Annotated in this window: 12 protein-coding genes; 4 read left to right on the top strand and 8 right to left on the bottom strand. The window is 67.8% G+C overall.

What is annotated here, in order from left to right; genetic code table 11:
- Nucleotides 1-123: 123 nt before the first annotated feature.
- Nucleotides 124-1509 (bottom strand): serine hydrolase domain-containing protein, encoded by a 1386-nt coding sequence (locus tag AC069T_RS11335; RefSeq protein ID WP_478782504.1) that lies wholly within the window; start codon nt 1507-1509, stop codon nt 124-126.
- Between the two features lie 91 nt (nt 1510-1600).
- Complete coding sequence (gene dnaB / locus AC069T_RS11340; protein ID WP_478782505.1) at nt 1601-3079, bottom strand: replicative DNA helicase; 1479 nt, start codon at nt 3077-3079, stop codon at nt 1601-1603.
- 459 nt (nt 3080-3538) lie between these two features.
- Between dnaB and AC069T_RS11345 the strand changes: the two genes are divergently transcribed.
- Nucleotides 3539-4876: an MATE family efflux transporter gene (locus tag AC069T_RS11345; protein ID WP_478782506.1), complete on the top strand. Its 1338-nt coding sequence runs from the start codon at nt 3539-3541 to the stop codon at nt 4874-4876.
- Between the two features lie 169 nt (nt 4877-5045).
- On the opposite strand, the gene rplI is transcribed toward AC069T_RS11345, so the two are convergent.
- The 4 genes from rplI to rpsF all read right to left on the bottom strand — a co-directional run bounded on the left by rplI (nt 5046) and on the right by rpsF (nt 6760).
- Complete coding sequence (gene rplI / locus AC069T_RS11350) at nt 5046-5492, bottom strand: 50S ribosomal protein L9 (protein WP_121404978.1); 447 nt, start codon at nt 5490-5492, stop codon at nt 5046-5048.
- 18 nt (nt 5493-5510) lie between these two features.
- Nucleotides 5511-5747, bottom strand: coding sequence for a 30S ribosomal protein S18 (rpsR, locus tag AC069T_RS11355; protein ID WP_003949403.1), 237 nt, complete (start codon nt 5745-5747; stop codon nt 5511-5513).
- 44 nt (nt 5748-5791) lie between these two features.
- Nucleotides 5792-6391, bottom strand: coding sequence for a single-stranded DNA-binding protein (locus AC069T_RS11360; RefSeq protein ID WP_478782507.1), 600 nt, complete (start codon nt 6389-6391; stop codon nt 5792-5794).
- A gap of 78 nt (nt 6392-6469) precedes the next feature.
- Nucleotides 6470-6760 (bottom strand): 30S ribosomal protein S6, encoded by a 291-nt coding sequence (gene rpsF, locus AC069T_RS11365; RefSeq protein ID WP_004950685.1) that lies wholly within the window; start codon nt 6758-6760, stop codon nt 6470-6472.
- 287 nt (nt 6761-7047) lie between these two features.
- On the opposite strand from rpsF, the gene AC069T_RS11370 reads away from it, so the two are divergent.
- The 3 genes from AC069T_RS11370 (at nt 7048) to AC069T_RS11380 (ending at nt 9852) form a co-directional block, all read left to right on the top strand.
- Nucleotides 7048-7362, top strand: coding sequence for a hypothetical protein (locus AC069T_RS11370; protein WP_478782508.1), 315 nt, complete (start codon nt 7048-7050; stop codon nt 7360-7362).
- Nucleotides 7363-7570: 208 nt separating this feature from the next.
- A complete protein-coding gene (gene femX / locus AC069T_RS11375) occupies nt 7571-8692 on the top strand; it encodes a peptidoglycan bridge formation glycyltransferase FemX (protein WP_358854517.1) in 1122 nt (373 codons plus the stop codon).
- A gap of 128 nt (nt 8693-8820) precedes the next feature.
- The gene (locus AC069T_RS11380) at nt 8821-9852 is read left to right on the top strand and encodes an alanine racemase (RefSeq protein WP_478782509.1); all 1032 of its coding nucleotides are present in this window, start codon (nt 8821-8823) and stop codon (nt 9850-9852) included.
- 97 nt (nt 9853-9949) lie between these two features.
- On the opposite strand, the gene AC069T_RS11385 is transcribed toward AC069T_RS11380, so the two are convergent.
- Complete coding sequence (locus AC069T_RS11385) at nt 9950-11458, bottom strand: glycosyltransferase family 87 protein (protein ID WP_478782510.1); 1509 nt, start codon at nt 11456-11458, stop codon at nt 9950-9952.
- A 108-nt stretch (nt 11459-11566) separates the two neighbouring features.
- Nucleotides 11567-14287, bottom strand: a complete 2721-nt coding sequence (locus tag AC069T_RS11390) for a transglycosylase domain-containing protein (RefSeq protein ID WP_478782511.1) — start codon at nt 14285-14287, stop codon at nt 11567-11569.
- Between the last annotated feature and the right edge of the window lie 95 nt (nt 14288-14382).

The raw sequence follows: 14382 nt of genomic DNA on the forward strand, positions 1-14382 counted from the left end.
GGGGGTGTTTTGCCTCCCTCCCCCCCTTTTGTTTTCCACCCCCCCTTCTGGGGCTTCGTTTTTTTTTTTTTTTGTTTTTTCCCCCCCCCCCCCCCCACCCCCCCCCCCCCCCACGCGAAGGCTCTAGCGAATCCCGCGCCAGCCCTCAGGATCGACGCCGCCCGGCACCGGGGCGCCCTCGTCGTACGGCTGACGCGTGAACACGAACGATCCGAGGTCCAGGTGGCTCACGGATCCGTCAGGCCGCCGTACGGCCCTCAGCAGCTCCCCCGCATAGTAGCCGTCGAGCCCCGTCCACGTCCCGTCGCCGTTCACCCGGAAGCGGGAGCGCCGGCCGTGGCCGGACAACGGGCCCAGCGACAGGCCCTCATCGGCCGACAGACGCAGCGCGACGGCCTGCGTCCCCCAGTACCAGGGACCCGCCAGCTCCAGCACACTCGCGTCAAGCTCCGGCAGCGGCCTCCACGGGGACGGAATCCGCGGTTCGGCCTCTGCCACCAGACGGACGAGATCGGCGGCCACGTTCGTCACCAGTGGGCCCGAGGTGCAGTTGGCCAGCACCACGGCCGCCAGATCGTCCTCCACGCTGATCGTCACGTTCGCGAGAAAGCCCGGCAGAGAACCGGAATGCCCGACGAGGAGCCGCCCGTCCCGCTGCTGGATCTGCAGACCCAGTCCGTACGCGGAACCAGCTGCCACCTCCGCGGCTTCGGCAGGCGCGGCGGGGATGCGCATCTCGCGCACGGACCCCGCGCTCAGCACCCGGTCGTCGCCCCGGGCCAGAAAGACGGCGAAGTGAGCCAAGTCCCTGGCGGTGGACCACAGCTGACCGGCCGGAGCCATCCTCCCGAGGTCCTCGGAGGGCTCCGGAAGCATCACGTCCGCCCACGGATGCACTGCCCATCCGCCCGCATGCGGAGCCTGCGGACGACCGCTCGTACGGTGCAGGCGCAGCGGCTCGAGCACCTCGCGTCGCAGCACCTCTTCCCAAGGCGCCCCCCGCAATTCCTCCACCAGGGCGCCGAGCAGCGTGTAACCGGGGTTCGAATAATGGTGGCGCCGCCCCACCGGGTGCCGGAAGGGCTGCCCGCCCAGCACATCGGCGAGCTCCGGGCGCAGCGAACCGGGCGTCCGTTCCCACCAGGGAGCGGGTGACTCCGCCGCCAATCCGCCCGTGTGCGCGAGCAGTTCGGCGATCGTGGCCTCCCCCGCGCCGGTACCCGGCAGATGCTTCTCCAGCGGGTCGCCGAGATCCAGCACGCCCTCGTCACGCAGCCGCAGGACAAGTACGGCGGTGAAGGTCTTGGTGATCGAACCGATCCGGTACTGCACGTTCTCGTCCGGGCCGTGCCCCTCCACCGACGTACGGGACCCCGTCCACACCGGCTGCCCGTCCCTGACGACCGTCGCGACCAGCGACGGCGCCCTCCCCTCGGCCTGAGCGGTGGCGATGCGGTGCAGCAGGGCGCGGCGCGTGGCGGGAAGCAGCTCTTCCTCGGGTGTTGTCATGCCCCCAGTCCACCCCGGCCGCCGGCACACGTCGAGCGCATTTCATCCGTGGCCGGCGCACGTCCTGCTCGTCGCTCCGGCCGCTGCACGATCAGGTCTGCGCCATGTCCACGAAACGGGAGTAGTGGCCCTGGAAGGCCACCGTGATGGTCGCCGTCGGACCGTTACGGTGCTTGGCCACGATCAGGTCGGCCTCACCGGCGCGGGGCGACTCCTTCTCGTACGCGTCCTCGCGGTGCAACAGGATGACCATGTCGGCGTCCTGCTCGATGGAACCCGACTCACGAAGGTCCGAGACCATCGGCTTCTTGTCCGTGCGCTGCTCGGGACCACGGTTCAGCTGCGACAGCGCGATGACCGGGACCTCCAGCTCCTTGGCGAGCAGCTTGAGGTTTCGGGACATGTCCGAGACCTCCTGCTGGCGGTTCTCGGCGCGCTTGGAACCACCGGACTGCATCAGCTGGAGGTAGTCGATGACGACCAGTCTGATGTCGTTGCGCTGCTTGAGACGGCGGCATTTGGCACGGATCTCCATCATCGACAGGTTGGGAGAGTCGTCGATGAAGAGGGGAGCAGCCGAGACGTCCGGCATCCGGCGGGCCAACCGGGTCCAGTCCTCGTCGGTCATCGTGCCGGAACGCATGTGGTGCAGGGCCACGCGGGCCTCCGCGGACAGCAGACGCATCGCGATCTCGTTGCGGCCCATCTCGAGCGAGAAAATGACGCTGGGCAGGTTGTTCTTGATCGAAGCGGCCCGCGCGAAGTCCAGGGCGAGGGTGGACTTACCCATGGCGGGGCGGGCGGCGATGACGATCATCTGGCCAGGGTGCAGGCCGTTCGTGAGCGAGTCGAAGTCGGTGAAACCGGTGGGCACACCGGTCATCTCGCCGCTGCGCGAGCCGATCGCCTCGATCTCGTCGAGCGCACCCTCCATGATGTCGCCGAGGGGCAGATAGTCCTCGCTGGTGCGCTGCTCGGTGACCGCGTAGATCTCGGCCTGCGCGCTGTTGACGATCTCGTCCACATCGCCGTCGGCCGCGTAACCCATCTGCGTGATCCGCGTACCCGCCTCGACCAGGCGGCGCAGGACGGCACGCTCGTGAACGATCTCCGCGTAGTACTCGGCGTTGGCCGCGGTGGGAACCGTCTGGACGAGAGTGTGCAGATACGATGCGCCGCCGACCTTGGTGATCTCGCCGCGCTTGGTGAGTTCGGCCGCGACCGTGATCGGGTCGGCCGGCTCGCCCTTCGCGTACAGATCGAGGATCGCCGTGTAGATGGTCTCGTGCGCGGGCCGGTAGAAGTCGTGGCCCTTGATGACCTCGACGACGTCTGCGATGGCGTCCTTGGACAGGAGCATGCCGCCCAGAACCGACTGCTCGGCGTCCAGGTCCTGCGGCGGTACGCGTTCGAAGGCGGAACCTCCGCCGTCCCATTCGCCGCCCTCGCGGCCTCGGTCATGCTGCTCGTCGCGGCTCCGGCCGACGTCACTGCGCTGACGGGAGGCGGGCAGACGATCACTGGGACCGCTGTCGGCCCACGGGTCGTCCAAGGGCTCGGAAATACTCACCGAGCCACCTCCTCCCGTCCGCCGAGCGGACCTAGCCGTGCCCCTCTTTTCTACGGCACGGCACTGACAAATGAAGTCACCCAACTCCGGTTCTGACGCGTCGGTTTTGCCAGGTTTCCGAGGACGGAGGAGAGAGCGGGCGCGCCCCACGTTAGGCCTGCGGGCACCGTCAGCCAATCTGGTTATCCACAGGCCATGTGGACGACCGCCCGGATGCTGTGGAGAACCCGGCCAAAGCTGTGCACGAGCCGGTGGACAGCCCTGTGAACAAGCACTCAGTCCCTGCAGCACAACCGCTCTGACCAGCAACTTTGCCGTCCACTGGCTGTGCAGAAGAAAAACTTTCCCAGCCGGGCCAAGATCTCCTCGAACACTGCACGACGACGTCCGTCACGCGTCCACAAGTAAGGGTCTCAGAAGGTTTGCATCTCTTACCTGTGGAAGATTAGATTGGTGCCCATGACACAGGCTCCCGCGACACCCCGGGCCGTCCGGCGCCGGCACGACCGCGAGATCGTCGCGCTGGCCGTTCCGGCCTTCGGCGCGCTGGTGGCCGAGCCCCTTTTCGTGATGGCCGACAGCGCGATAGTCGGACATCTCGGTACCGCCCAACTGGCCGGCCTCGGGGTGGCTTCGGCTCTCCTCATGACTGCCGTGGGCGTCTTCGTCTTCCTCGCCTACGCCACGACGTCCGCCGTCGCCCGGCGTGTCGGTGCAGGCGATCTGCGCGCCGCGATCCGCCAGGGCATGGACGGCATCTGGCTCGCTCTGCTGATCGGCGCGAGCGTCATCGCCGTCACCCTGCCGACGGCACCCGCCCTGGTGAACCTCTTCGGCGCCTCGGACACAGCCGCCCCCTACGCGATCACCTACCTGCGGATCTCAGCGCTCGGCATCCCGGCCATGCTTGTCGTGCTCGCCGCCACCGGCGTCCTGCGAGGCCTGCAGAACACGAGAACTCCGCTGTACGTCGCCATCGCCGGCTTCGTGGCCAACGCCGCCCTCAACGCGATCCTCGTCTACGGCGCCGGTCTCGGCATCGCCGGCTCGGCCTGGGGCACCGTCACCGCCCAGTTCGGCATGGCCGCCGTCTATCTGTACGTCGTCGTCCGAGGTGCCCGGAAGCACGGTGCCTCACTGCGACCGGACCTGGACGGGATCCGGGCCTGTGCCCAGACCGGCGCCCCGCTCCTGGTGCGCACCCTGTCACTGCGCGCGATCCTCATGATCACCACTGCCGTCGCCGCGCGGCTCGGAGATGCCGAGATGGCGGCGCACCAGATCATCCTCTCCCTGTGGAATCTTCTCGCTTTCGCACTCGACGCGATCGCCATCGCCGGGCAGGCCATCATCGGCCGTTATCTGGGCGCGAACGATGCCGGAGGAGCTCGCGAAGCCTGCCGACGGATGGTGCAGTGGGGCGTCGCTGTCGGGATCGTTCTCGGTCTGCTGCTCGCGTTCACCCGGCCGCTGTTCCTGCCGCTCTTCACCGACGACTCCGTGGTGCGGGACACTGCTCTGCCCGCTCTTCTCGTGGTGGCGATCGTGCAGCCGGTCTCCGGCATCGTCTTCGTCCTCGACGGAGTACTCATGGGCGCCGGGGACGGCCCGTACCTCGCACGGGCCATGATCCTCACGCTCGCGGTCTTCGCTCCGGTCGCGCTGCTCGTACCGCGCCTAGGGGGAGGGCTGACCATCCTTTGGGCCGCCATGAGCCTGATGATGACAGTGCGCATGCTGACCCTGTGGCTGCGATCTCGCTCGGGCCGCTGGATCATCACCGGTGCCACCCGCTGACGGCTGTCAGCGCTGCCCAGCTGTTTCACGTGAAACGGCGTGTTTCACGTGAAACACGCCGAGCCGAAACGCCCCAGCCGCCCCATTCCGGATCGGTCCCACCACGACGAAGAAGGGCCGCACCCCCGGAGGGATGCGGCCCTTCTCTCAGCAGTGCTGAGCGCTGCACTCAGGCAGCGACGACCTCGATGTTGACCTTGGCGGCAACCTCGGGGTGCAGACGCACGGACGTCTCGTGGGCGCCCAGGGTCTTGATCGGCGAGCCCAGCTCGATGCGGCGCTTGTCGACCTCGGGGCCACCGGAAGCCTTGATCGCCGAAGCGATGTCGGCCGGGGTGACGGAACCGAAGAGACGACCGGCGTCGCCGGAACGGACGGCCAGACGGACCTTGACGCCCTCGAGGCGGCCCTTGATCTCGTTGGCCTGCTCGATGGTCGCGATCTCGTGGATCTTGCGAGCACGACGAATCTGCTCGACGTCCTTCTCGCCACCCTTGGTCCAGCGGATCGCAAAGTTCCGCGGGATCAGGTAGTTGCGAGCGTAACCGTCCTTGACGTCGACGACGTCGCCCGCGGCACCGAGGCCGGAGACCTCGTGGGTGAGGATGATCTTCATTTTTCGGTCACCCTTCCCTTATCGCGCGGTGGAGGTGTAGGGCAGCAGCGCCATCTCACGGCTGTTCTTCACAGCCGTGGCGACGTCACGCTGGTGCTGCGTGCAGTTGCCGGTCACGCGGCGGGCACGGATCTTGCCGCGGTCGGAAATGAACTTCCGCAGCATGTTCGTGTCCTTGTAGTCCACGTACGTGACCTTGTCCTTGCAGAAAGCGCAGACCTTCTTCTTCGGCTTGCGCACAGGCGGCTTCGCCATGATGTATCTCCTGTGTGATCAAGAAGTGGGGTACGAACCGGCCCTTAGAAGGGAGGCTCGTCCGAGTAGCCGCCGCCGGAGCCGCCGGAGCTTCCGCCCCAGCCGCCGCCACCGCCGCCGCTCTGGTTGCCGCCGCCGGCAGGAGCGCTGGTCGCCCAGGGGTCGTCGGCGGGAGCGCCGCCGCCCTGCGGCTGAGCGCCGCCGGAGCTTCCGCCCCAGCTGCCGCCGCCCTGCTGGCCGCCGCCGCCACCGCCGCCGTAACCGCCCTGGCCGCCTCGACCGGTGGTCTTGGTGACCTTGGCCGTGGCGTTCTTCAGGCTGGCGCCGACTTCCTCGACGTCCAGCTCGTAGACCGTGCGCTTGACGCCCTCACGGTCCTCGTAGGACCGCTGCTTCAGCCGGCCCTGCACGATCACGCGCATGCCTCGCTGAAGCGACTCTGCGACGTTCTCCGCCGCCTGACGCCAGACCGAGCAGGTCAGGAACAGGCTCTCGCCGTCCTTCCACTCGTTGGTCTGACGGTCGAAGGTGCGGGGGGTGGACGCGACACGGAACTTCGCGACCGCCGCACCGGAAGGGGTGAAGCGCAGCTCGGGGTCGTCGACAAGATTGCCGACGACCGTGATGACGGTCTCGCCTGCCATGGGGGAACCTCTCGGCGGGTTTGCTGCTGGCTGCTTGGTGCTGCTACTCGGATCCCGAGATCAGCTGAGCGGGAGAGCTCAGTGGGTCTCGGGGCGGAGGACCTTGGTCCGGAGGACCGACTCGTTCAGGTTCATCTGGCGGTCGAGCTCCTTGACGACCGCAGGCTCGGCCTGCAGGTCGATGACCGAGTAGATGCCCTCGGGCTTCTTCTTGATCTCGTACGCGAGACGACGACGGCCCCAGGTGTCGACCTTCTCGACCTTTCCGTTGCCCTCACGGACGACGGAGAGGAAGTTCTCGATCAGCGGGGAGACAGCACGCTCCTCGAGATCGGGGTCGAGGATGACCATCACTTCGTAGTGACGCATGTGGAACCCACCTCCTTTGGACTCAGCGGCCACGGTCGTTCCGTGGCAGGAGGGTTGTTATGCGTACGCAACGGTATCCGCCGCCACTGACAATGGGGTTTCTCGATCGGAGATCCGAGCGGGAGTCCCTGTCGTGACTCGGCCACGGCCTGGGCAGACACCGGTGCAGAGAGTACAGAGTACCCGCACGGTGGCTTCCGGTTGAAATCCGGCGGGGGAGAGCGTCAATCTGTACACATCGGGTGTGAATGGCGCTACGATGCGCCACCTTCCGCAGGAGGTGCCCTATGGCACAGACAATGCGCCCCAACATCGGTGGTTCCCTGCTCGCGACCGACGGCAAGCCCCACCCTCTCCAGGACACGCTGATGTGGGTGACCGCCGTCCTCGGTGTCATCGCCTTCGTGACCGCGATGTTCCACAGCCTCCACCTGATCAGTTCCTGGGCCGGCCTGGTGGGCGTCATCACCGGGGCCTACGGCCAGTTCATCTCAGAGACGACCCGCGAACGCTTCGGCCTGATCCTGGGTCTCGGCGCCTCAGCCTTCGGCTTCTTCCTCGGCATGGCCCACGGCGGTCTCTTCGGCGGCGTCATCAACTGACGGCTCCGAGCCCGCCGACGCCGCCGGACAGCCGGCTGTCCGCCTGACCCGGCACCTGCCGGACCACACGCCTCACGTCCCCGACCGTCCCCGGCCGGGGACGTAGGGTGCACACGGCCAAACAGGGCGCTCGCGGGGCACAGTAGGCTTCGGCGCGAGAGCCGGAGCCCCTTCACCCGTGGGCCACACCAGCCGAGGAGCGCCCCGAATGAGCCTGACCCTGAGGACCATCAGCCGAGAGCAGCATCTGGCATACATCCAGAGCCTGCCCGCGGCGAGCCACATGCAGGTCCCCGCCTGGGCGGATGTCAAGGCGGAGTGGCGCTCCGAGAACCTCGGATGGTTCGACGACAGGACCGGCGAGATGGTCGGCGCGGGCCTGGTGCTGTACCGCCAGCTGCCGAAGATCAAGCGCTATCTCGCCTATCTTCCCGAGGGCCCGGTCATCAACTGGTTCGCTCCGAACCTCGACGACTGGCTGCAGCCGATGCTCGCGCACCTCAAGCAGCAGGGCGCCTTCTCCGTGAAGATGGGCCCGCCGGTGATCATCCGGCGCTGGGAGGCCGCGTCCATCAAGGGCGGCATCCAGAACCCCGACGTGAAGCGCCTGCGGGACATCGAGGCGGACTTCATCGAGCCCCGCGCCTTCGAGGTCGCCGACAAGCTGCGCCGCATGGGCTGGCAGCAGGGCGAGGACGGCGGCGCCGGCTTCGGTGACGTGCAGCCCCGCTACGTCTTCCAGGTGCCGCTGGCGAACCGGTCGCTGGAAGAGGTCCACGGGAACTTCAACCAGCTGTGGCGCCGCAACATCAAGAAGGCCGAGAAGTCGGGCGTCGAGGTCGTCCAGGGTGGCTACCAGGACCTGGAGGAGTGGCAGCGGCTGTACGAGATCACCGCCCTGCGCGACCACTTCCGGCCCCGCCCGCTCTCGTACTTCCAGCGCATGTGGACGGCGCTCAACAACGAGGACCCCAACCGCATGCGGCTGTACTTCGCCCGGCACAACGGGGTGAACCTGTCCGCGGCGACGATGCTCGTCGTCGGCGGCCACGTCTGGTACTCCTACGGCGCCTCGGACAACATCGGCCGCGAGGTCCGGCCCTCGAACGCGATGCAGTGGCGGATGCTTCGCGACTCGTACGCCCTCGGCGCGACGGTCTACGACCTGCGCGGCATCTCCGACTCGCTGGACGAGACGGACCACCTCTTCGGTCTGATCCAGTTCAAGGTGGGCACGGGCGGGCAGGCGGCCGAGTACCTCGGCGAGTGGGACTTCCCGCTCAACAAGCTGCTCCACAAGGCTCTCGACATGTACATGTCGCGCCGCTGACCCGGTCCGGTCCGCCCTCCGCGCCGCCTTCGCAGCGCGGTATCGCGGCGAAGGTCCGGCGGATCCGCCACACTTTCCTTTCATACCTCTGATACACCGCAGCCACGAGAAAGGTTCCGGGACCGGCCATGGCGCTCACGCTCAACGTCGACACCGCGCGCTGGCGGGCACACCACAAGCACGTGCAGGAGCAGTTCCCGGGGCTCGTCCCCGTCTGCAAGGGCAACGGCTACGGCTTCGGCCACGAGCGGCTCGCCGACGAGGCCACGCGCCTCGGCTCGGACGTCCTCGCCGTCGGCACCACGTACGAGGCCGCCCGGATCAAGGACTGGTTCGGTGGCGATCTGCTGGTCCTGACGCCGTTCAGGAGGGGCGAGGAGCCCGTACCGCTGCCCGACCGGGTCATCCGCTCCGTATCGTCGATAGACGGCGTGTACGGCCTCGTGGGCGCCCGCGTCGTCATCGAGGTCATGTCCTCGATGAAGCGGCACGGTGTGAGCGAACAGGATCTGCCCCACCTGCACTCCGCCATAGAGAACGTGCGGCTGGAAGGCTTCGCCATCCACCTGCCGCTGGACCGCACGGACGGTTCGGACGCCGTCGAGGAGGTCATCGGCTGGATGGACCGCCTGCGCGCTGCCCGTCTGCCGCTGCACACGATGTTCGTCAGCCACCTCAAGGCCGACGAACTCGCCCGCCTTCAGCAGCAGTTCCCGCAGACCCACTTCCGCGCCCGCATCGGTACGCGGCTGTGGCTGGGGGACCACGAGGCGACCGAGTACCGCGGCGCCGTCCTGGACGTCACGCGCGTGTCCAAGGGCGAACGCTTCGGCTACCGGCAGCAGAAGGCGGCCTCGGACGGCTACCTGGTCGTCGTGGCGGGCGGTACGTCGCACGGGGTGGGGCTGGAGGCCCCCAAGGCGCTGCACGGCGTCATGCCGCGCGCCAAGGGCGTCGCCCGCGCGGGCCTCGCGACGGTCAACCGCAACCTGTCCCCGTTCGTCTGGGGCAGCAAGCAGCGTTGGTTCGCGGAGCCGCCCCACATGCAGGTCTCGATCCTCTTCGTGCCCTCGGACGCCCCGGAGCCGAAGGTGGGCGAGGAACTGGTGGCCCATCTGCGGCACACCACCACGCAGTTCGACCGGATCGTCGACCGCTGACCGCACGAGGGCCGGGCGGGACCGCCTGGACCAAGGACGAAAGGCCGTACACGGACACCGTGTACGGCCTTTCGCGTGGCTGCTGCGACTCGTTCGCTCAGAGCGAACTGTCCTCCGTGGTCGCGTTTCGCGCCCCCCATTCGACCTGAGCCCCCTCGAAGTGCGCCGCGTGCCGGGGCGGATGCGCCGCGGCACCCACGACGAACACGTCCTCCGCGCCGTCCAGCACACCTCCCGACGGATCGTCGTCGCCGGCCCGGCGCACCGGGTCCCGCTCCGGCATCAGGATGTCCCGCACCACCACGGCACAGATGTACAGCGTCCCCAGCAGGTGCACGGCGATGGCGGCCTGGTACCCCTCGGTGGGCAGGCCCTTGTGGGCTTCTCCGCTGGTCGTGTACGCGAGGTACATCCAGATCCCGACGAAGTACGCGACCTCGCACGCCTGCCAGATGAGGAAGTCGCGCCAGCGCGGGCGGGCCAGTGCGGCAAGGGGGACCAGCCACAGCACGTACTGGGGCGAGTAGACCTTGTTGGTGAGGATGAAGGCCGCGACGATCAGGAAGGCGAGCTGCGCGAAGCGCGGACGGCGGGGGGCCGCCACCGTGAGCGCGGCGATGCCCACGCAAGCCAGCAGCATCAGAACGGCGGCGAACGTGTTGATGTTGTCCGTGGTCAGGAGCGAGCTCTGCCAGCGCTGGGAGAGGATCAGCCAGAAGGATCCGAAGTCGACGCCGCGCTCCTGGCTGAACGTGTAGAACTTCGACCAGCCCTCGAAGGCGAAGACCATCACGGGCAGGTTCACGGCGAGCCAGGCCACGACCGCACCGCCCACCGCGATCCGGAACTCACGCCACCTTCCGGCGCGCCAGCACAGCATCAGCAGCGGGCCCAGCAGCAGGAACGGATAGAGCTTGGCGGCCGTGGCGAGCCCCAGCAGGACGCCGAACGCGAGGGAGCGGCCCCGGGACCACATCAGCATGGCGGCGGCGGTCAGAGCGACGGCCAGCAGGTCCCAGTTGATGGTGGCGGTCAGGGCGAAGGCGGGGGCGAGGGCGACCAGCAGACCGTCCCAGGGGCGGCGTCCGTGGGTGCGTGCGACGCACACGGCGATGATCGCCGCGCACACCATCAGCATCCCGGAGTTGACCATCCAGTAGAACTGCTCCTGGTGCTGGATGCTGCCGCTACCGGGGGTGAGCCAGGAGGCGACCTCCATGAACACGCCGGTGAGCACCGGGTACTCAAGGTAGTCCATGTCGCCGCTGAGCTTGTCGAAGTACGGCACGAGCCCGTCGGCGAAGCCGCGTCCCTGGTAGAGGTGCGGGATGTCCGAGTAGCACGCGTGCGTGTACTGGGAGCTGGCACCGAAGAACCAGGCGCCGTCGTAGCAGGGCAGCTTCTGCACCATGCCGAGGGCGAACATGCCGATCGCGAGGAGCGCGACGATCCGCACAGGGGTCCACCAGGACGTCCCCGGCAGCGCTCGTCGCCCGAGGGGGCCGCCGATCAGCTCACTGCCGTTCGCGGCGACCTCGTCCTCCCTGGTCGGGTGTACCGGTTCCGGCTCGTGCACGCTCGCTCGCGTCGTTTCTGCACTGGGCATGCCGCACATCCTGCCGTACGCACCTGGGAATACGCCGAGGGCCGCCGCACCTGGTCGGCGCGGCGGCCAATGTTTCACGTGAAACACACTTCGGTCGGCAGGGCGCTGCTACCCGCCCGGACCGCCGAAGAGGCCTCCATTGCCGTTGCCTCGCGTGTTTCCGGTCCCGGTGGACTCCGTGGGCGAAGAGGTCACGCCGCCGTCCGTACCGCCGGTGTCGGTGCCGCCCGTGTTGGTCCCGCCGTTGTTGTTGCAGCTCCAGTCCCACTTGCCACAGCTCTCGCTCGGCGAGGGCGAGGGCGAGGACGACGAGGGGGTCTCGCTGGGCGTCTCGCTCGGCGTCGGACTTTCCTTGTGGCTCTCGGTCACCGAGGGAGTCACGGTCGGCGTCGGTACGTCATTGATGACCTTGCCGATGTCCTCGGGCGTCGGGAAGTTCTTCACCGGCTCCTTCTTGAGTGCCTGTGCCATGTAGTCGTGCCAGATCTCGGCCGGGAACGAGGCGCCGTGGATCTTCTCCTGGCCACCCGTTCCGTACATCTCCAGGAACTCGCGCTTCTTGCTGCTCTCGTTGTCGTCCATCCGGTACATCGTGATCGCGGTGGAGAGCTGCGGGGTGTAGCCGACGAACCAGGCGGACTTGTTGCCGTCGGTGGTACCGGTCTTGCCGGCCACCGGACGGCCGGGGAGCTGGGCGGCCGTACCGGTGCCCTCGTCGACCACGGTCTTCAGCACATCGGTGACGTTGTCGGCCACCGCCGAGGTGAAGGCCTGCTTGGACTTGTTCTCGTGCTGGAAGACCGTGCCGTGCTTGTCGGTGACTTCCTCGACCGAGTACGGGTCGTGCTGCTTGCCGCTGTCGGCGAAGGTGCCGTACGCGCCGGCCATCCGGATGGCGCTCGGGTCGGAGGTGCCGATCGAGAACGACGGGAAGTTGGCGCTGGCCAGGCTGGTCTTGAGGATGCCCGCCTCCATGGCGGCATCCCTGACCTTCTCCAGGCCGACGTCCATGCCGAGCTGCACGTACGCCGAGTTCGCGGAGACCCTCATCGCCTCGCGGAGGTCGATGTTGAAGGACGGCGGGTTGTACGACTCATTGCCGTCGTTCTTCTGCAGCCATTCGTTGCCGTTCTTGTCCTGCCAGACGTTCCCGTTGTACTCCTCGATCTTGAGCTTGTTCCTGCCGCTGTACAGGCTCTTCGGCGAGACGATGGTGCGCTCGTCCTGTGCCTGCTCCGGGTCGCCGTCAGGGTTGCGCACACCCCAGGACATGGCCGCTGCCAGCACGAACGGCTTGAACGTCGAGCCCACCTGGGCACCGGTCTGGTCGGCGTTGTTGGTGAAGTGCTTGGTCGCGTCCTCGCCGCCGTAGATGGCTTTGATCGCGCCCGTGTCGGGGTCGACGGAGGCTCCGCCGAACTGGACGTACTTGTCCTTGTCCGGACGCAGCTCGGGCTTGATGTTCTTCTTGCGGACGTCCTTCACGGCCTTCTCGAGAGCCTTGACCTTGTCCTGGTCGAAGGTCGTGTGGATCTCGTAGCCGCCCTGCTGAAGCTTGTTCGCCGTGACCCCGGTCTTGTCCGAGTTGTTGATCAGGTATGCCTTCGCCAGGTCGACGAGGTAGCCGACCTGACCGCTCAGCTGGGCGTTCGACCGCGGGTTCTGGATCTTGGGGAACGTCTTGTACTTCTTGAGTACCGTGGCGGGCAGGCGCCCGTCGTTGACCTCTTCCTCGAGGATCCACTTCCACCGCGCTTCGGCACGCTTGCGGTTGGCCTCGGGAGTGGCACCGACGGGGTCGATCGACTCGGCACCGGCCGGGTCGTAGTACGTGGCACCCTTCAGCACCGCGGCGAGGAAGGCGCACTGGCTTTCATTGAGCTTCTGGGCGTCCTTGTCGAAGTACGCATGTGCGGCCGCCTGGATCCCGTAGGCGTTGCGCCCGTAGTACGCGGAGTTCAGGTAGCCGGCCATGATCTTCTCCTTGGGCTCCTGAGCACCCACCTTTATGGAGACGAACAGCTCTTTGAACTTCCGGGAGATCGTCTGCGACTGGTCGTCCAGCATCGCGTTCTTCACGTACTGCTGGGTGATGGTGGAGCCGCCCTGCGTCTGACCGCCCTTGGCCATGTTGACGAAGGCCCGGGCGATGCCCATCGGGTCGACACCGCTGTCGTTCTCGAACGTCTTGTTCTCGGCCGACATGACGGCGAAGCGCATCGCCTTGGGGATCTTCTCGTAGCTGATGATCTGGCGGTTCGTCTCACCGCCGGTCGCGACCATCTGTTCGCCGTTCGACCAGTAGTAGACGTTGTTCTGCGCCTCGGCGGTCTTGGCCACGTCCGGCACGTCCACGAGCGCGTACGCCACGCCCGCGATCGCCACCAGGCTGCCGAAGAACCCGATGAACAGCCCCGTCACGAGCCTCCAGGACGGCACCCAGCGCGAAGCGCCGTACCTGCCCGCACGGGGATAGTCGACGAAGCGTTTCTTGGCGGGTCCTGGACGGCCTCGGCCGCGCCCAGGACCGCCGGGTCCACCGGCGCCGCCGCCGCGCCCTGCGCCGCCCGCGCCTCCGGGCCCGCCGGCGCCTGAACCCTCGGCGGCTCGGCGTCGGCCGCCCCCACTGCTCCTCTGGACCGCCCGCCGGGCCTCGGCACGGCTCCCGTACGGGCGCTCCTCACCCCCCGAGCCGTAGGCATCGGAAGGAGAGCCGGTGACGCCCCGCGGTGCGGCACGGCGACCGGAGGACGGGCCGGGCTGACCGCGTCGGGCCGCGGCACGCCCGCCGCCCTGCGGCTGCGGCGGTTTGCGACGGTGCTCGCTCATCGAACGATTACTCCTCGGGCAGGCGCACCTTTGCGCGCCTGGAAACGGCGGCTGGTTTCCGGTCCCCCCCGAAGTACGGATGCGGCAGTCACCGC

It is taken from the genome of Streptomyces sp. NPDC043867 (assembly GCF_056435845.1).

Bases quoted from the DNA above. Each gene is read 5' to 3' on its own strand.
- rpsR (WP_003949403.1), bottom strand. From the start codon at position 5,747: ATGGCGAAGCCGCCTGTGCGCAAGCCGAAGAAGAAGGTCTGCGCTTTC.
- femX (WP_358854517.1), top strand. From the start codon at position 7,571: ATGAGCCTGACCCTGAGGACCATCAGCCGAGAGCAGCATCTGGCATAC.
- AC069T_RS11380 (WP_478782509.1), top strand. From the start codon at position 8,821: ATGGCGCTCACGCTCAACGTCGACACCGCGCGCTGGCGGGCACACCAC.
- AC069T_RS11370 (WP_478782508.1), top strand. From the start codon at position 7,048: ATGGCACAGACAATGCGCCCCAACATCGGTGGTTCCCTGCTCGCGACC.
- rpsF (WP_004950685.1), bottom strand. From the start codon at position 6,760: ATGCGTCACTACGAAGTGATGGTCATCCTCGACCCCGATCTCGAGGAG.
- AC069T_RS11335 (WP_478782504.1), bottom strand. From the start codon at position 1,509: ATGACAACACCCGAGGAAGAGCTGCTTCCCGCCACGCGCCGCGCCCTG.
- AC069T_RS11360 (WP_478782507.1), bottom strand. From the start codon at position 6,391: ATGGCAGGCGAGACCGTCATCACGGTCGTCGGCAATCTTGTCGACGAC.
- rplI (WP_121404978.1), bottom strand. From the start codon at position 5,492: ATGAAGATCATCCTCACCCACGAGGTCTCCGGCCTCGGTGCCGCGGGC.
- AC069T_RS11390 (WP_478782511.1), bottom strand. From the start codon at position 14,287: ATGAGCGAGCACCGTCGCAAACCGCCGCAGCCGCAGGGCGGCGGGCGT.
- AC069T_RS11385 (WP_478782510.1), bottom strand. From the start codon at position 11,458: ATGCCCAGTGCAGAAACGACGCGAGCGAGCGTGCACGAGCCGGAACCG.
- AC069T_RS11345 (WP_478782506.1), top strand. From the start codon at position 3,539: ATGACACAGGCTCCCGCGACACCCCGGGCCGTCCGGCGCCGGCACGAC.